The sequence below is a fragment of the Paraburkholderia elongata genome (assembly GCF_013177735.1).
GTDB classification, from domain to species: Bacteria; Pseudomonadota; Gammaproteobacteria; order Burkholderiales; family Burkholderiaceae; genus Paraburkholderia; species Paraburkholderia elongata.
The window spans coordinates 44,408-61,722 of sequence record NZ_WOEZ01000008.1; the positions used below are offsets into that span (position 1 = coordinate 44,408).

17 protein-coding genes are annotated in these 17,315 nt (G+C 62.4%); 7 read left to right on the top strand and 10 right to left on the bottom strand.

Annotation, left to right across the window (positions count from 1 at the left end):
- Nucleotides 1-146: 146 nt before the first annotated feature.
- Nucleotides 147-1,568 carry a DUF1254 domain-containing protein gene (locus GNZ13_RS01485; protein ID WP_172159827.1) on the bottom strand — a complete coding sequence of 474 codons (1,422 nt, stop codon included), beginning with the start codon at nt 1,566-1,568 and terminating at the stop codon, nt 147-149.
- 295 nt (nt 1,569-1,863) lie between these two features.
- Between GNZ13_RS01485 and GNZ13_RS01490 the strand changes: the two genes are divergently transcribed.
- Together GNZ13_RS01490 and GNZ13_RS01495 are read left to right on the top strand one after the other, a co-directional pair.
- Nucleotides 1,864-2,490, top strand: coding sequence for an FMN-binding negative transcriptional regulator (locus tag GNZ13_RS01490; RefSeq protein ID WP_172159917.1), 627 nt, complete (start codon nt 1,864-1,866; stop codon nt 2,488-2,490).
- 115 nt (nt 2,491-2,605) lie between these two features.
- Nucleotides 2,606-5,257, top strand: a complete 2,652-nt coding sequence (locus tag GNZ13_RS01495; RefSeq protein WP_172159829.1) for a heavy metal translocating P-type ATPase — start codon at nt 2,606-2,608, stop codon at nt 5,255-5,257.
- Nucleotides 5,258-5,314: 57 nt separating this feature from the next.
- On the opposite strand, the gene GNZ13_RS01500 is transcribed toward GNZ13_RS01495, so the two are convergent.
- Nucleotides 5,315-5,968, bottom strand: a complete 654-nt coding sequence (locus GNZ13_RS01500) for a glutathione S-transferase family protein (protein ID WP_172159831.1) — start codon at nt 5,966-5,968, stop codon at nt 5,315-5,317.
- A 219-nt stretch (nt 5,969-6,187) separates the two neighbouring features.
- Here GNZ13_RS01500 and GNZ13_RS01505 point away from each other — a divergent pair, with 219 nt between their 5' ends.
- On the top strand, nt 6,188-7,639 hold the full coding sequence (locus GNZ13_RS01505) for a polyhydroxyalkanoate depolymerase (protein WP_172159833.1): 1,452 nt from the start codon (nt 6,188-6,190) through the stop codon (nt 7,637-7,639).
- A gap of 9 nt (nt 7,640-7,648) precedes the next feature.
- Here GNZ13_RS01505 and GNZ13_RS01510 read toward each other — a convergent pair whose 3' ends face one another.
- Nucleotides 7,649-8,086: a cupin domain-containing protein gene (locus GNZ13_RS01510; RefSeq protein ID WP_172159835.1), complete on the bottom strand. Its 438-nt coding sequence runs from the start codon at nt 8,084-8,086 to the stop codon at nt 7,649-7,651.
- A gap of 179 nt (nt 8,087-8,265) precedes the next feature.
- Complete coding sequence (locus tag GNZ13_RS01515) at nt 8,266-8,877, bottom strand: flavin reductase family protein (RefSeq protein WP_172159837.1); 612 nt, start codon at nt 8,875-8,877, stop codon at nt 8,266-8,268.
- A gap of 263 nt (nt 8,878-9,140) precedes the next feature.
- Between GNZ13_RS01515 and GNZ13_RS01520 the strand changes: the two genes are divergently transcribed.
- On the top strand, nt 9,141-9,536 hold the full coding sequence (locus GNZ13_RS01520; protein ID WP_172159839.1) for a helix-turn-helix transcriptional regulator: 396 nt from the start codon (nt 9,141-9,143) through the stop codon (nt 9,534-9,536).
- Between the two features lie 2 nt (nt 9,537-9,538).
- The gene (locus GNZ13_RS01525) at nt 9,539-10,891 is read left to right on the top strand and encodes a type II toxin-antitoxin system HipA family toxin (protein ID WP_172159841.1); all 1,353 of its coding nucleotides are present in this window, start codon (nt 9,539-9,541) and stop codon (nt 10,889-10,891) included.
- A 20-nt stretch (nt 10,892-10,911) separates the two neighbouring features.
- Here GNZ13_RS01525 and GNZ13_RS01530 read toward each other — a convergent pair whose 3' ends face one another.
- The 5 genes from GNZ13_RS01530 to GNZ13_RS01550 all read right to left on the bottom strand — a co-directional run bounded on the left by GNZ13_RS01530 (nt 10,912) and on the right by GNZ13_RS01550 (nt 15,046).
- The gene (locus tag GNZ13_RS01530; protein ID WP_172159843.1) at nt 10,912-11,865 is read right to left on the bottom strand and encodes a 3-hydroxyacyl-CoA dehydrogenase family protein; all 954 of its coding nucleotides are present in this window, start codon (nt 11,863-11,865) and stop codon (nt 10,912-10,914) included.
- A gap of 109 nt (nt 11,866-11,974) precedes the next feature.
- Complete coding sequence (locus GNZ13_RS01535) at nt 11,975-12,295, bottom strand: hypothetical protein (RefSeq protein ID WP_172159845.1); 321 nt, start codon at nt 12,293-12,295, stop codon at nt 11,975-11,977.
- Between the two features lie 445 nt (nt 12,296-12,740).
- Nucleotides 12,741-12,899: a hypothetical protein gene (locus GNZ13_RS01540; RefSeq protein WP_172159847.1), complete on the bottom strand. Its 159-nt coding sequence runs from the start codon at nt 12,897-12,899 to the stop codon at nt 12,741-12,743.
- Nucleotides 12,900-13,089: 190 nt separating this feature from the next.
- Entirely contained in the window at nt 13,090-13,398 is a 309-nt protein-coding gene (locus GNZ13_RS01545) for a hypothetical protein (protein WP_172159849.1), read from the bottom strand.
- A gap of 262 nt (nt 13,399-13,660) precedes the next feature.
- Entirely contained in the window at nt 13,661-15,046 is a 1,386-nt protein-coding gene (locus tag GNZ13_RS01550) for a hypothetical protein (RefSeq protein ID WP_172159851.1), read from the bottom strand.
- A 321-nt stretch (nt 15,047-15,367) separates the two neighbouring features.
- Here GNZ13_RS01550 and GNZ13_RS01555 point away from each other — a divergent pair, with 321 nt between their 5' ends.
- Complete coding sequence (locus GNZ13_RS01555) at nt 15,368-16,474, top strand: AGE family epimerase/isomerase (RefSeq protein WP_172159919.1); 1,107 nt, start codon at nt 15,368-15,370, stop codon at nt 16,472-16,474.
- Between the two features lie 53 nt (nt 16,475-16,527).
- On the opposite strand, the gene GNZ13_RS01560 is transcribed toward GNZ13_RS01555, so the two are convergent.
- The gene (locus GNZ13_RS01560; protein ID WP_172159853.1) at nt 16,528-16,803 is read right to left on the bottom strand and encodes a hypothetical protein; all 276 of its coding nucleotides are present in this window, start codon (nt 16,801-16,803) and stop codon (nt 16,528-16,530) included.
- A gap of 219 nt (nt 16,804-17,022) precedes the next feature.
- On the opposite strand from GNZ13_RS01560, the gene GNZ13_RS01565 reads away from it, so the two are divergent.
- The gene (locus GNZ13_RS01565; protein WP_007178724.1) at nt 17,023-17,226 is read left to right on the top strand and encodes a cold-shock protein; all 204 of its coding nucleotides are present in this window, start codon (nt 17,023-17,025) and stop codon (nt 17,224-17,226) included.
- The last annotated feature ends 89 nt before the right edge of the window (nt 17,227-17,315 follow it).

The window sequence follows — 17,315 nt, forward strand, 5'->3', positions numbered from 1 at the left end:
CATTGTTGCACGCTACTGCAGCCCATGTCCGCCGGCACGAAGCGGCGGACATGGGCTGAACTGATTTATGCGTTACTCATGCATTGCTGTCACAGCGGTGACGCATATCACTGCTGCATTTCACGGACGCATTTCATTGGCGCATTTCACTGACGCACAACCGCCGGCGGTTGCCAGCTACCGTCAGTCGCTTCCGGCTTCGGCGCGTACAGACGCAGCATCAGTTGCAGATCGGTGCGCGGCGCCGGCAGCCAGTTGCCGCTCTTGCCGCGAGTCGACGACACCGTCACATCGAGCGAACCGTCGCGATTGCGGCGAGCACCGTTGCGATCGCCGACCGCCAGACGCGCCGGCGCGCTTTCCCCTAACGCGCCGTCCTTCGTGTAAGCGGTGATCGACCAGAAGCCGCGCACCGGCGGCAACTGGTTCGGCGCGAAGTGGATCACATAGCGGTTTGCGCCGTTGAGCGCATGACCGTCGCTGTCCTGGGTGACGACCGCGCGCACTTCATCGTCCTTCGTGCCGATGCCCGGTTGGGTCGCAGCAGCGTAAGCGCGCATCGCGTAGTCAGGGCCGTAGTTGCCCACGCCGTCGCCGAACCAGCTCCAGCCATTGCCGCTAAGCAGATTGGACGGCGGCGTGACGACGCGTTCGTGGCCGTCGGCAAGACCCGCGCCGATCGCCTCGGGCGCACTCGGCAGCTTCACCGGATCGCCAGGCGTCACGCCGAGGTCAGAAAGGATTTTCAGTGCATGCGGATCGGCCGGCGTCGGCGGATTGTCCGGCAGCGCCTGTGCGAGCCGGCTAAAGAAGCCATTTGCGTCGAGCGCGGCAACTTGCGCGGACGGTGTGCCGGAGGCGGCCGCGGCGGCGGCATCAGCGGCGTTGCTGTGCGGCGGCGTAATCGACACCGAGCGTGTGTCGCCGGCATAGACGCTCAGCGGCGCGACGCGAATAGCGCGCTGCAGCTTGCGCACGGCCGTCAGGTCGCGGGTGCCGTTCGACTGGATGCGCACGCTCACCCATGCGTTGCGGGTCGGCACGTCGACGCGCGTCACGCCCTTGGGCAGATCGCCCTGCCAGCCCGGGCCGACGAAGGCAATCGTTTGCGCCTTGATGCCAGCGGCGCGGGTGGCGAACTGTGAGCTGGTCGACCACTCTACATTGGTCCACATGTCGAGCACGCGGGCGTCGACGTAGCGGCCGTGCGAGTCGGGCAGCGACACGATCACCGGCTCGCTGCCGACGTCCAGCCAGCCGGTCGAATCGAGCGTGTCGAGACTCGGTTGCAGCGGATTGGCTGCGCCGATCGGCGGCAAGGCCTGTGCGTGGCGCAGCGTATTGATCGGCGCCTGGCCCGGATCGGTGCCGACCGCCGCGTCGCGCGCGACGCCCATCAGCACCAGCGGATAGCCGAATACATACGAATCGGCGACTTCGTCCTTGATCCAGCCAGTGGTTTTTTGCGTCGTAGACGGAGTCGACGCACAACCAGCCAGAAATGCGAGGCCTGCGAGCGATGCGCAGGTCCAGTGAAACGAAAACAGTTCTTGGCGATTTTTTATCATTCGTTCAGGTGGCAGAACGTGCGGTCCTAAGGAAGACGTCGGTGCGCGGCGGAAGCTATTTGCGTGGCCTCCCTAAGCCGAGCGCAGCCAGTCCGCGGCTTGCGTTGCCGACAACATCGGGTTGTATCGTATCCTTGTTCACCAGGCAAGCGCAAAGGCAGCAATAGCGCTTTGTAATGAGCGCGCGGACACCATTTACAGTACGGTTGATGATTTTTGTCACTCCCGTGCCGGTTCTTGCCTTGCTGGCCGCCCTTCCTGACCACTCGCCGCCCTTTTGTATCTGGAGCGTTTTATGTATATGCCCGCCCATTTTGAAGAGAACCGTCCAGAGGTTCTCCACCGCCTGATTGCCGAGCAGCCGTTCGGCGCGCTGATTACGCACGGGCCGAATGGGCTCGATGCGAACCATTTGCCATTCGAGTGGGAAGCGGGCATCCTCCGCGCCCACGTCGCCCGGGCCAACCCTGTCTGGCAGGAAGTCGCCGCCAATCCGGAAGCCCTCGTCATTTTCCAGGGGCCGACCGCCTATATCTCACCGACCTGGTATCCGAGCAAGCACGAGACGCATCGGCAGGTGCCGACTTACAACTATATGGTGGTGCACGCGCACGGCCGGATCGTCGTGCGTGACGACGAGGCGTTCGTGCGCGGCCTGGTCGCGCGGCTCACCCGCAAGATGGAAGCGGGCGAACCGGTACCGTGGAAAATGGGCGACGCGCCGGCCGACTATATCGCCCAGATGTTGGGGGCGATCGTCGGCCTCGAGATCGAGGTCACGCGACTGGTCGGCAAATGGAAACTCGGCCAGAACAAAGAGGCCGCCGACCGGCGCGGTGCGGCTGAAGCCTTGCTGGCGCGCACCAGCGACGAACAGAAGGCCGTTGGCCAGGCGATGCTGGACGCGCCGCCGGCATTCTGAGCTTTTTTGCCGATCAACCGTAGCGCGCCACAAAAACATCCTTGACCTTCCCATCATGGGAAGGTCAATACTCGGTTCATGATGCGGCCTGATGCTGCGACGAGCCTTGCCTACCATGACCGAACTTGCCACGCCGCTGCGTCCCGCGGACGCTACGCCCTCCAGAACCACCGAACTCGACATCGGCGGAATGACCTGCGCCTCGTGCGCGATGCGCGTAGAGAAGGCGCTGGCCAAAGTGCCGGGGGTCACGCGCGCGTCGGTGAATCTCGCCACTGAAAAAGCCAGCATCGACAGCAACGCTGCCGTCGACCCCGAAACGCTCGCCGGCGCCGTGCGCAAAGCGGGCTATGAAGCCACGCCGTCGGCGCACCCGGACGTCACACCAGCGCAAACTTCGCACGCCACGGAACTGGCGATCGGCGGGATGACTTGCGCTTCGTGCGCGATGCGCGTGGAGAAGGCACTCGCGAAAGTGCCGGGCGTCGCGAGCGTGTCGGTGAATCTGGCGACCGAAACGGCAACCGTCAATCCAGGCGACGCAGGCATAGATGCCGACACCGATGCGCTAATCGCAGCAGTCAAGAAAGCCGGTTACGATGCAACGCTGCTGGCGCCGCCAGACGCACCAGCGTCCGCCGCCGACACTGCCGCCCTCGCCTCCGCCGCAGAAAGCAAACGCAACCAGACCCGCCGCGAACTAGCGGCCGTGCTCGCCTCCGCCGTGCTGACGCTGCCGCTCGTCCTGCCGATGGTCGGCGAATGGTTCGGCTTGCACGCGATGCTTTCCCCCTGGCTGCAATTCGCCCTCGCCTCGATCGTGCAGTTCGTGTTCGGCGCGCGCTTCTATCGCGCGGCCTACCGTGCAGTGCGGGCCGGTGCCGGGAACATGGATTTGCTGGTGGCACTCGGCACGTCGGCGGCTTATGGAATCAGCGTCTACGAACTGGCGACCCATCCGGGCGACATGACGCATCTGTATTTCGAAGCGTCGGCGGTAGTGATTACGCTGGTGCGTTTCGGCAAATGGCTCGAAGCACGCGCCAAACGCCAGACAACGGATGCGATCCGCGCGCTCAACGCGCTGCGCCCCGACCGCGCGCGCATCCGTGTCGGCGCGGACGAACGTGAAGTACCGCTCGCGCAAGTGCGGGTCGGCACGGTGGTAATTGTGCGTCCCGGCGAACGCGTGCCGGTCGACGGCGCGGTGCTCGAGGGCCGCACCCATATCGACGAATCGCTGATTACCGGCGAAAGCCTGCCAGTGCCGAAGCAGGCCGCCGATCCGGTTACTGCCGGTTCGATCAACGGCGAAGGCGCGATTGCGGTGACGACCACCGCGATCGGCGCGGAAACGACCCTCGCACGAATCATCCGCCTCGTGGAAAGCGCACAGGCCGAGAAGGCGCCGATCCAACGTCTGGTCGACCGCGTCAGCGAGGTCTTCGTGCCGGCGATCCTGGCGATTGCGGCGCTCACGCTGGTGGGCTGGCTGATTGCAGGCGCGGGTGGCGAAACCGCGATTCTGAATGCGGTCGCCGTGCTGGTGATCGCCTGCCCGTGCGCGCTCGGACTGGCGACGCCCGCGGCCATCATGGCCGGCACCGGCGTCGCTGCGCGGCGTGGCGTACTGATCAAGGACGCCGAGGCGCTGGAAACCGCGCATCGGGTGACTATCGTCGCGTTCGATAAAACCGGCACGCTGACGCTCGGGCAACCTTCGGTGACGGCGTTCGAGGCGATCGGCGGTATCGGGCGCGACGAGGCGTTGGCGCTCGCCGCGGCCGTGCAGCGGCATAGCGATCACCCGTTGGCGCGGGCAGTGGTGAAGGCGTATGAAGCGGCACAGGTGGGCAATCTGCGAGACGACACCGCGGTTGAAAACGCGTCGACGAATGGCGGCGTTGGGGCGCTGGGTGAGAGCACGCTGGACGCTTCAGCTTCTGTTGCAATAGCGAAGGTCGCGACGGAGTCGCCGGTTGCGACACTCACAGCAAGCGCCGCACGCGCGGTACCCGGGCGCGGCGTGGAAGCTGACGTCGATGGCCGCACCCTGGCGCTTGGCAGCACGCGCTGGCTCAACGAACTCGGCATCGTGTTGCCGCCGCAACTCTCCGAACACGCAAAACAGCTCGAAGCCGCCGGCAATACCGTCTCCTGGCTGATGCAGCGCACACCGCTTGCGCCCACCGCGCTCGCACTGATCGCCTTCGGCGACACAGTCAAACCAACCGCCCGCGCGGCGGTCGAACGGCTCGCCCAAATGGGCGTCAAAAGCGTGCTCGTCACCGGCGACAACCACGGCAGCGCAGCGAGCGTCGCCCAGGCGCTCGGCATCGCCGAATTCCACGCCGAAGTCCTGCCTGACGACAAGGCCCGCGTGATCCGCGACCTGAAGATCCGCAGCGCTGGCATCGTCGCGATGGTGGGCGACGGCATCAACGACGCCCCCGCGCTCGCTGCCGCCGACATCGGCATCGCGATGGCGACCGGCACCGACGTCGCGATGCAGGCGGCCGGCATCACATTGATGCGCGGCGATCCGGCGCTGGTGGCCGACGCCATCGACATTTCGCGCAGGACCTGGCGCAAGATCCAGCAGAACCTGTTCTGGGCGTTCGTCTACAACCTGATCGGCATTCCGCTGTCCGCCTTCGGCTTGCTGAACCCGATGCTGGCCGGCGCGGCGATGGCGTTTTCGAGCGTAAGTGTCGTCACCAATGCGCTACTGCTGCGCACGTGGCGTGGTGGTGCGTCGGCGCGTTGACAGCAATATGCGCCGCCATATTACGCAAAGCTTTCGAAAGGCGGCGCTGCGCCGTCATCAAAACTCCACGTCCAGTTCGTCAATCTCCTCCACTTCCTGCTGCGCGTCCGTGATCCATTGCTGCATTTCAGGCAGCGCCATGATGCGCTGCCCATAGTCGACAATCTCCGGATCCAGCTTGACGTCGTAGGTAACGAAACGCGTCACCACCGGCGCGTACATCGCGTCCGCCGCGCTACGCTCGCCGAACAGAAACGGCCCGCCGTACTGCCTCAGGCACTCGCTCCAGATCGTCACGATACGGTCGATATCCGATTGCGCCCGCGCCCACACCTTGAAGCCCGGAAAATGCGCTTTCAGATTCATCGGCAATGCCGAGCGTAGCGAAGCAAAACCGGAATGCATCTCGCCGCAAATCGAGCGGCAATGCGCTCGCGCGCGGATGTCTTTCGGCAACAGCGCCGCTTCCGGTTTCAACTCGTTCAGATATTCGGCAATCGCCAGGGTGTCCCAGATCTTGATGCCGTCGTGAAAGAGACACGGCACCAAAATTGACGGCGACAGCAGCAGCAATTCGGCGCGCGCGGCGGGATCGTCGATCGGCATCACGATCTCGTCGAACGGCAGGCCACTGAACTTCGTCAGCAGCCAGCCGCGCAGCGACCACGACGAATAGTTTTTGCTGCTGATGGTGAGCGTGGTATTCGTCATACGTTTCTCCTCCATATGAGGCGTTCGGCCGACGCCTGACGATGCGCGTGCACGTTGCCGTGCGCGGGCGCACCAAAGCGCGGCAATTTCGGCCCGCTGGCATGACTCGCGCAAATGCTATGCCAGCGTGCAGTGACGGTCACGTCAGTGCGAAGGCATAATTGGCACATGACTTGCCTCTATTCGGGCTCCTTCCTTTCCTGCACTCGTGCGAAGGTTATGAACCTGTTCGCATATCCCACATACCAGGCTTTCGCCGACATCATGCTGCCGATGCGGCACGGCGCTGCGCTGGTGAATCATTCGCTCGACGCATGGCCCGCGTTTGGCGACACGTCGCATGGACGCTCGATACGCGCCGCCTGCGAGTTGCTGACGCTCGCCGGACTCACGCCTGTCAGGCCGCCATTCGCCATCGATAGCGTAGTGACGGAAGGCAAATCCGTGCAAATCGTCGAGGAAGTGGCAGCGCACACGCCGTTCTGTTCGCTGTTGCATTTTCGTAAGGATGCCTCCCTTTCTCATCCGCAACCGCGCGTGCTGGTGATCGCGCCCATGTCCGGCCACTTCGCGACGCTGCTGCGCGGCACAGTGCGCACGATGCTGGCCGAGCACGACGTCTACATCACCGATTGGCACAACCCACGCGACGTACCGCTAAGCCAAGGCCGTTTCGGCTTCACCGAATTCGTGCAGCACTTGATCGACTTCACCGAGACGATCGGACCGGGCGCGCATCTGCTGGCGGTGTGTCAGCCGACGGTCGCCGCGTTGGCCGCGGTCGCGCTGATGGCCGCCGACGACAACCCCGCGCAGCCCGCCAGCATGACGCTGATGGCGGGCCCGCTCGACACGCGCATCAACCCGACACGTGTCAACGAACTGGCCAAGAGCAAGCCAATCGAGTGGTTCGAGCAGAACCTGATCAGCGCGGTGCCGTTCGGTTTTGCGGGCGCGCACCGTCGCGTGTATCCCGGCTTCGTGCAACTGACCGCGTTCATGTCGATGAACCTCAGCCGCCATCTCGACTCGTTCGAGAGCATGCATTACGAGCGTGCCAAAGGCGATCCGGCGAAGGCTGAGACGATCTGCACTTTCTATGAAGAATACTTCGCGACGATGGATCTGACGGCCGATTTCTATCTGGAGACCGTCGATACGGTTTTTCAGAGGCATGCACTGCCGTTGCATGAGCTCGAGGTGGAGGGGCGGCTTGTAGAGCCTTCAAAGATTCGCCGCACTGCGCTGCTCACGGTCGAAGGAGAAAAGGACGATATCTGCGCGGTTGGTCAGACCCTCGCTGCGCAGGACATGTGCGACAAGTTGAGGCCGTATCTGAAGACCCATCATGTGCAAACCGGCGTGGGGCACTATGGCGTGTTCAATGGGCATCGGTGGGAGCGGCAAATTTATCCGCGCGTGCGGGCGGTGATTTACGACAACGAACCGCGTGCGGTGGTGGTGAGTTCGCAAGCGCGCACGATCCAGCCGGTGTCGGTGGCCGCGGCTTCCGAGGTGATTGCGGCAGCACCGGCTGCGGCGGCGGTGGTCGATGTAGAAGTGGATACCGGCGTGACTACTGCTGCGCCGAATGGAGCCGGCTCCGGCTCCGCCGCCAAGCCGCAGCAGGCGTCACCGACGCCGCGCCGGCGGCCACCGGCGACGCAATAATCTGTTCGTTCAGGTAGCCGCCACGCTCTTCCACGGCTGCACCGCCGGCACTTCGCACGGACCTTCGACTTCAATCGACTTGAAATCGGCCGGCGACACGATTTCGATGTACTCCATATCTTCAGAGTAATCGAACAGATAATGGACGATGCCCGGCGCCTGATGCACGCAATCGCCGGCGGCGACGAGCGTCTCCTTGTCGCCGTACATGAAGCGCGCCCAGCCCTTCAACATGATCACAATGTGGAAATCAGCCTCATGGCGGTGCCAACCGGTGCCTTGCTCTGGTGCGTGATTCGCCTTGACGAGTTGCGCGAGCACCTTGCCGCCGGTTGCCTGCGCGATGCCTAAATCACGGTAAAGAAAAAAGTCGCGTAGGCCCTGATCCACGTAGGGCGTGTCTTGTGGGCGGACATGGCTGAACTGCATGGCGAATTCGGTGGACATGATCGCGCTCCTGGAGAGTGAGCCGGCAGCTGAAAACGACGCGTTGGAGCGTCGGTTGCAAGCATCAAGCGGGCCAGTTTGCGGGGATGGCTATGCGTTGCTCGAAGGCGACCAGGCTGAGGACGCACCACGCATTACGCAGTGCGTCTTGCTTCAAACGCTTCGGCCGTTGCGGACCATTATGCGCTCGGGCGGAACATCTGGAACATCTCGCCAATTCCCGCGTAGTCCGCGCGGTAGCCGGCCCGCATGATCGGTTGCGCGGCGTGGGTGTCGAACAGACCGTCCTTCAGATAGGCCTCGTTGATGTGGACGCCGACCACTTGGCCAAGCGACACATAGTTATCCATCGGCTTGCCGTCGAGGGTATGTAAACGGACCACTTGCAGCAGCTTGCATTCGAGCGCGGCCGGCGATTCGGCGACGTGCGGCACGACTACGTTGCGACCCGGTGCGGGCGTAAGGCCGGCTAGTTCGAATTCGTCGACGTGTGGCGCGACCGGCGCGGAGGAGCGGTTCATCTGTTCGGCGAGCGGCTTGCTGGGCAGATTCCACACGAATTCGCCGGTCGCTTCGATGTTGGCGATGCTGTCTTTACGGCCTTCGCTGCAGAAGCCGATGATCGGCGGGAAGCTGGCAAACGCGCCGAAGAAGCTGTAGGGCGCGAGGTTCAGGGTGCCGTCGGTAGCGCGTGAGGAAATCCAGCCGATCAGGCGCGGGGCGACGATGGCCTTGAACGGGTCATGCGGGAGACCGTGACCGGCAGCGGGGTCGTAGAAGTAGTGGGACATGGGTTCGCGTTGGGGTTTGCGGGTGAGGCGGGAGGTATTTATACCGCAGAGTGGCGAGGGCTGCTGAGAGCGGATTTGAAGCGGACTGCTGCTATTTGCCTCTTGCGTGGATTCCGGTTCATCGGTTGGCTTCGCGTGTCGTCTTAACAGGCCTGGACCTGTAAATCGAAATTACATCCTACAACCTGTATTATCCATTTACAGCTTATTGCCTGTATTTGTGTGCTACAGTCCAGAGACTGTACGGGCCTGAAGAAAATCCGATGGACTACGCTATCAAGACGCTAAGCCAGCTCCGCCCCATTCTGCTGGGCTTCCGCAAGTCCGCAGGGCTTACACAAGCTGCGGTGGCCGAACTGCTAGGCATTACCCAGCAAAGCTACGCGCAAATGGAAGCCAATCCGGCATCGGCGAGCGTCGAGCGGCTTTTTAAGGTCATGCGTTTGCTGAACGTGAAATTGCGTATGTGCCAGGCATCATCAGCGCCAAGCAGTGAACCAGCGCAGGCCGACACGTCGAAGCTTCAACGGCACGTCCCCGCCGCCAGGAAAGCGAAAGTTCCGTCGGCCTCCGACCGCTCAGGCCGAACTCAGAAGGCATCGAGTTCGAAGCAGCCTCTTGGGGCAATCACGACCAAAAAGAAACGGGAAAACTGGTAATCATGGCGCACCGCTCTCAGACGCAACGACTCGACATCTGGATGAACGGCCTGCCCGTCGGCTACTGGGAAAAAACACGGGAAGGTGACCGCCTGAGTTATCTCGACGAGTGGATCGAAGACGAACAGGGGCGCCCTCTTTCCCTGTCGATGCCGTTCACACCCGGGAATCAACCGTACCGCGGGGACGTGGTCAGCGCATTCTTCGACAATTTGCTTCCCGATAGCGATGCGATCCGCCGGCGATTGGCTCAACGGCATCGCACGGGCAGCACGAATGCTTTTGACCTGCTAGTAGCGCTTGGTCGTGACTGCGTCGGTGCGATCCAGCTACTCCCACCTGACGAGCTACCCACTGATCTTTACGACATTTCCGGAACGCCATTATCCGGGCCGCAGATCGCGCAGTTGCTGCGCAATGCAACCTCGGCAGCGCCGCTCGGCCAATACGATAACGGTGCCGATCTGAGGTTATCGATTGCCGGCGCCCAGGAGAAAACTGCGCTGCTGCGCCATGATGACCAGTGGATATACCCGACCGGCAGCACGCCGACCACGCATATCTTCAAGCTTCCGCTCGGCCTGGTTGGGAACATGCAGGCGGACATGCGAACCTCGATCGAAAACGAATGGCTGTGCTCGAAAATCGTATCGGCGTATGGACTGCCAGCGGCAAATTGCGAGATTGCCACGTTCGAGGATCAGAAAGCGCTGGTGGTCGAACGCTTCGACCGCAGGCTGTCGAGCGACGCGAGCTGGATCGTGCGCCTCCCCCAGGAAGACATGTGCCAGGCCACTGGAAGGCCTCCACACCTGAAGTACCAAGCCGACGGTCGGCCGGGTATCGCCGAGATCATGGAGGTATTGCTCGGCTCAGAAAACGCGGATCAGGATCGACGACAGTTCTTCAAGACCCAACTCGTGTTCTGGCTACTGGCAGCAACGGATGGCCACGCGAAGAACTTCAGTATTTTTCATCTGCCCAGCGGTTTGTACCGATCGACGCCACTTTATGACGTGCTATCCGCACATCCGATCATTGGCCCCGGGCGCAATCAGATTGCGCGTCAGAAGGCGAAGATGGCGATGGCCGTTCGTGGCAGTACCAATCACTATCTGATCGACAAGATCCAGCGGCGGCACTGGATCGAACAGGCTCGGCAGGTTGAGTTCGGAAGCGAGACGGCGCAGGACATCATTGCTGAAGTGGTTGACGCGACTGATCATGTGATCAGTGCGGTGGATGCGCTGGTGCCCTCGGGATTTCCGGACGGACTGGCCGAATCGATTCTGGGTGGGGTTGGGAAGCAGCGGGATAGGTTGGTCGCGGCGTCAAGACTCAGGGAAGATGCCTGATCGCCGCGCAACTGATGGTCTTAACCTCGGCTAATCACCCGCTTGCGGCCGGCTTTAACCTGCGCCAGATGCGCCTCGTCCCATTCATAGAAACCAGTGCCGCTGCGCACGCCGACACGCCCCGCGTTGACTTGCGCACGCAGCAGATCGAGCACGTCTTCGTCTTTAGCGAGTTCCGGCATCAGATGCGTGGAGATGTCGAGGAAGGTGTCAAGGCCGCCCATGTCCGCGCCCTCTAGCGGTCCGACGATCCCCCACCGGCGCCCGAGCGACGCCTTCATGACCCGATCGACCACGTCAGGTGTCGCCGCCCCCGAGCGCACGATGTTCAACGCCTCGCGCAGCACCGCGAACTGCAACCGGTTGCCGACAAAACCCGGAATCGCCTTCGTCAGCACCACCGGTTCCATGCCGATCGCGCTCATCAACGCGGCGGTCTGCTCAGTCACTTCTGGCGCGGTTGCGGTACCCGGTACGACCTCGACGAGCGGGATCATGTGCGGTGGATTCCAGAAATGCGCGATCAGAAAACGCTCCTTCGCGTGCAACGGAGCAACCAGTTGATCGGGCGGGAAACCGCTGGTATTGCTCGCGAGGATTGCATCGTCCGCCATCAACTCAGCCAGCGACGCATACAGGCGATGCTTCAGTTCGAGCACCTCGGGAATCGCCTCGATCACGAATTGCGCCGACGCCATGACGTCGAGCTGCGCATGCGTCTCGATGCACGCGAGCGCCGCCCGTTTGGCGGCGTGGTCGATGCGTCCGGCGTCGATCAGTTCGTCGAGCACCGCTTCCGCCTTCGGCATAACGCTCGCGAGGCGCGCCGGGTCGACATCGTGAACGATCGTCCGGTGCCCGTGCAATGCGCTTTGCGTCGTAATGCCAACGCCCATCAACCCCGTGCCCACTACGCCTATGACTGCCTTGTCCACGCCGCTCTCCTGCTGCCGTCGATGAAAGCCTTGAAGCATAGCGTAGCGCGTCGTTTTCCAAGACCGAACGTGACAAAGCCGGTCTTCCATGAGGAAAGACCGGCTTTGCGGACTTCACGCCGCGACATGCGGCGCCGTCATGCGCGCATTAATAGCGCGGGGGCGGCGGGCGATGGTCACCGTGGTCGCCGTGGTCATCGTGGTGATGCGGATCGTAGTCGTGCGGATGATGACGCATCCAGTCGTCGTGAGCCCAGTAGCGATGGCCGTCCCAGTAACGATCGCCATGCCAGCCGAGGTTGATCGACACGTCCACCGGCATCATATGCGGCTGACCGTAAACCGCCGGTCCCGGACCATTCTCGACGACCACCCGTTCCTGGGCGAAAGCACTGCCGGCTGCGAGCAACGCGCCGCCCGCCAGCAAGGTTGCAACAATCGAACGCGACGTCTTGTTAAAGGTTTTCATAGCGACCTCCCATGCAAAGTTTTGTATCAAGCCAGCGCCCGTGTTCGGCAGACATCGAACCGCAATTTTGGGTTCGGACCAGACGCCGTTCGCTTGAAACCAACTTTAGCGGTGCAAACCGCATGAAGACGTGAGCACTTGTAAGCGCACATTTCATAGAGAGGGACTGATGAGGAGCAGCCTTTTGGGTTTCCGCCGCCCGTCTACAGCGCATGCGCGGTGGATCAACTGAATGGCACGACGGCACCCTGTGAGGCGCCGTTACATTCATTTCGGCCGGGAAATATTCGGAAAGACGGGGAATTGGGCGGTAACTACCCAAAAACAAAAGCCACGGCACGCGTTTCGCGGACGGTGGCTTCAATGATGCGAGGCGCACTCGAGGCGCACTCGAGGCGCACGCCCATGCGCGGTGGTCCGCGCTCAGGCCATACGACTTTGCTTTTTAGTCGCTCAGCTTGACGCCGAACAACGTGGCTTGCGCTTTGCGCACGCGCTCTGCTTCGCGGCTACGCGCTGCATACGAGTAGTCCGAATCCAGCGGCAGATGGGGCGACGCAAAGAGGTCGCTGACCTTTTGGAACAATGCAAAAATGAAGCTCATGGCGACTCCCGGTTGGTTACTGCATTTGCTAGGGTTTTCCCTTAAGAAACATTATAGGGTTTTCCCTAGTCAAAAGCTAGTGCGATGCAGCAATTTCTCGGGTGTGGTGTGTTGCCACAGGGTTTCTATTCATGGTGCGTTGCATCATGACAACGTCCCTGTTTTTCATATTTCAGGGTCAAAGCTCCGTCTACTGAAGCGTGGTCGACTGCGGCTTCCTGCTGCGCGTGGGTTTCGCGCTCGTCACGCTTTTGCGAGGGTTGACCAAGGCGGCATCGACAGCGCCGGCCGCCGCGCTCTCAGCGCGCACGAGCGTCGCGCTGTTGACGGACACGATCAGTCCCGGCAGCGTCCGCGCGGGATTGTCTTGCGGCTTGACGGAGGCGCCCGTCGCCGAAAACTCCACGTTCAACGCCCAGTGCCCCTCGTGTATGCCCTGATCGCGCAAAAGCGCGCCTAGCAGTTCCTCGATGGAATATTTGTGCTCGCTGGTCGGCATGGTGACTCCCGTCAGAAGATGCGCTGGCGTATCCGGTCCGGCTTCGCAACAGCAACGAGAGTGTAAAACGCGAAGTTTGGCTTGCGACGGGTCGGCGGCGGATAGTGTCTTACGGCGTCTATCCGACAAATCCGGAAACGGGAAACGGGAGCGGAAACCGGGAAGCGGGGAAGCGGGGAAGCGGGGAAGCGGGGAAGCGGGAGGATATGCCGGCGAATCAAGCCACCGCAACCGGCTTTCGCCGGCCCGGCGGCACCGAAGATCAGTGCGAGTTGGCTGCTTTCGTCTTGTGCGCGTGCTGCGCTCGCGCGCCGCGCTTGCCATGAGCGGGCGTCGCCGCGGCTGGCTGAGGCGCTACGGTTGCGGCTGCGTCAGAAGCAGCAGTAGCCGCCGCAGCGTTGGCCATCGCCATATGGGTGTCGAGCAAGCCGGCCATGGCGGCCTGCTGGTTCTGCATCATCTGTTCGATGCGGTGCTGCTGGGCGGTGGTTTCACGCGTCAGGCGCATCAGAAGCACCGTCTGCGTAATGCCAATCGCGACCGTCATCAGCAACGCGCCCACCACGATCGACAGCATCCATTTCATGCGGCGTGAATGGTCGGTGGCGGCGAGACGTTGATCGGCGATCACTCCATACAGGGCGTCGACAGTATCGGCGAAGGCCGTCGCACGCGCACGGTCGAGTTCAGGCGCGGCACGCAGCGCTGCCGCTGCAGCTTCGGCGCGTTGGGCTTCCCGGAACGAGGGCGCAGCGAACGCGGCGTTTGCGTGCGCGAATGCAGATGCAGATGCAGATGCGGATGCGGATGCGGATGCGGGCGTAGATACATTACCCGGCGGCTCGGCGGCCGGCTTCGGTTCAGCAGCAGCCGCACCGGACTCGGCCTCGGATTCCGACGAAGTCGACGCACGCTCCGCTCCCGCATTCGCGGCTTCGGCGCCGGCGGCTTCTCGCGAAGCCGTCGTCGCCTTGGCAAAGGTCGCCGCAAAGCGCTGCGGCGGCATAGGCGGTTTGGCACCGCCCGAACTCGATGCAGCCGCTGTATCTGCCGTCGAGGCACCCGGCTCAGCCGCCTGGCGCAGCGCGGTGACGCTGCGCGCCACGGTCGCCGCCGCCATCGCAGGCGTGAGCGGCGCGGCCGCGTCACGTGTCGACGCCGCCGGCTTCTCTTCAGCCGTCGCCTCTGCGGCACCCTTTGCATTCCCGAATGCCAACTCGCTAACAGGCGATGCCGTCGCCTCCACGGCCTCCATCTCCAACCCGCTCAATTGCGCATTCACCGGCGCCGGTTCATCGGATTTCACAGCGCGAGGCGCGCGGCGCGCTGCCCTTGCCTCCAGCGACACGCCGTCGGCATCGATCGCGCCAACTGCTGCGAGCACGACATCGGGTAATTCAAAGCCATGCAGCGTGCCTTGCCGGACGTCGATGTTCATCGCTTCCAGCGTGGCGCGGGTGGGATCGTCAGGGAACAGGTCGAGCGTGCAGTCGTCGCGTGAGGCGTCGCTCAGTTGCGCGAGACGTTGTGCCGAGCGCGCGGCGCGCGCCAGCTTGTTTTCAGTTTCGGTCGAGACGGTGGCCTGACGCCGCTTCTTCGAAGCGGTGCGCTGAGGCCGGGACTGCGTGGATGCTGCGGAATCTGCCATAGAGAAAAAAGCGGTCGTCGCCGGAAAGCGGGCGCCGAACACCGCTCGTCAATGCCATTGGAATTTTTCGAGACCGCATTGTCGCATGGCCGCCCGCCCCCGCCGAAGCCATTCGCCGACGTTTTTCCGTTTTTAAGACGGCGCCTCGTCCTGCCGGAACTGCTTGACGCCGTGCAGTTGACGCAAGCGTGCGCAGATCGCTTCATATTCGGCATTCGACGCGGAGTGCCAGCGGCAGCCGTTTGCTTTATGCTTGGCCGCACGGCAGCGAGAGCTAAAGTCCGCAGGCGCTTCGAATGACCGCATTTGACCAACCGAACTATGCAGAGCATGACCCCTTCCGCTTCGACGATCGCCCTTGCCACCACGCTGCGTGATCACTTCACTCGCGTGGTGCTGCCGCTGTGGCGCGGACCCGGTTTCAACCCCGCTCTGAAGCTGCCATATGAAGCGGTCAGCGCCGAAGGTCTCGAGCCATTGCCCGCGGAGCGCTACAGGGCGATGGCGTGCGCGCGGCAATTGTTCGTGTTCTCGCAAGCAGGCGATGCGGCCCATGCGCAAGTGCTATTCGACTCGCTGATGCACACCTTTCAGGACACGCGCCACGGCGGATGGTTTTATAGCGTGGATGCGAAGGGCGCGCCGCTCGACACCACAAAAGACTTGTACACGCATGCGTTCGTCGTGTTTGCCTGTGCGGAATATGGCGGCCGTTCCGGCAACCGCGACGCGCTGGAGGTCGTGCATGGCACGTCGGCACTGATTCAGTCCCATTTCGCTGCCGACGGTGATCTGTTCAACGCCGCGCTCACCGCGGACTTCGCCCGCGTGACCGGCACGCCGATCCAGAATCCCCTGATGCACCTGACCGAAGCCTGGTTGGCCGCCCGCGACGCCACGCGCGACAACGCCTTCGACGCCGCGTTGCGCCGTCTTGCCGGCGCCGTCGCGCATCACTTCGTGCATGCGCCGACCGGCTGCATCGCCGAATTGCCGATTGGCGCGGACGACAACCGTCTGGAACCGGGGCATCAGTTCGAGTGGTTCTGGCTGGTCAACCAGGCGGGCGCGTTGTTCGAGGCCTCAGGTCTCGACGAATCGCTGACGCGCGCATTCAGCTTCGCGCAGCAATATGGCGTGGACCCGCAAGCGGGCGGCGTGTGCGCCTCGCTCGACGAAACCGGGCGAATCAAAGACGCCACCCAGCGGATCTGGGCCCAGACGGAATATCTGCGCGCACTGGCGAGCCATGACGACCCCGCAGTGCTTGCCGCGCTGCCGAGGCAAATCGAGCTTTTCCGGCAACGCTTCCTGCGTCCGCAAGGCTGGTTCGAATGCAAAACGGCCGCTGGTGACGTGGCGCGTGCCGACATGCCGTCGACCACCCCCTATCACCTTGCGACCGCCTATGACGCGTTGCCGTGCTAAGCGCCGGCCGCCGTCTTCCGGACATCGGCGTTAAAAGCCGACTGACCGGTCAATCAATATGCTTCGCGTTGCCAAGGGCCCCAATCGGCGTCGGCAGTTTTAAATCGCGTGTAGGTCGCGCTTTGTCCGGTGGGGGTATCCGATGTGTCGCCGTGCGGCTTTTTATCGGTGGTGTGAAGGGCGAAAGCCTGGTGGTTTTCGGCATCGACCGTGATACGGCCGACCGGGTCCGGGGTGTCTTCTTGAGGTGATTTCGACTCCAGTATCGCGAGATAGGGGGTCAAACGACTCCAAAACGAGGTGAGTTCTTCTTGCAAATAATGTGTCAATGTTTTTCCTGGATGTGTAATACAAGCAGTTTACTCTACCGGCTGGGGCACCCCTCCAAAATGCTTTCTGGGCCCCAAAAGGGCCCCATCAGGGGAATACCCGAATACTTGTTGATTGGCGTCCATCATAAAGACGTGATACAACTCGTACTTCGCGCTCGATCTCGTGTTGAGAAATAGCGGTCGCGAATGCAACACACAACATTTACTGGATTAAAAATGGCAACAGGTACTGTGAAGTGGTTTAACGATGCAAAGGGCTTTGGCTTCATCACCCCGGACGACGGCGGCGAAGACCTGTTTGCACACTTTTCGGAAGTTCAAGGCAGCGGCTTCAAGTCCCTGCAGGAAAACCAGAAAGTGACGTTCGAAGTCAAGCAAGGCCCGAAGGGCAAGCAAGCTGCGAACATCCAGCCGGCCTAAGTACCAACAGGTACTTTGAGGCACGCTTAGGCGCTTGCGTCTGATGCAAAATGGCCCGCTTCGGCGGGCCATTTTCTTTTGCAGATGCC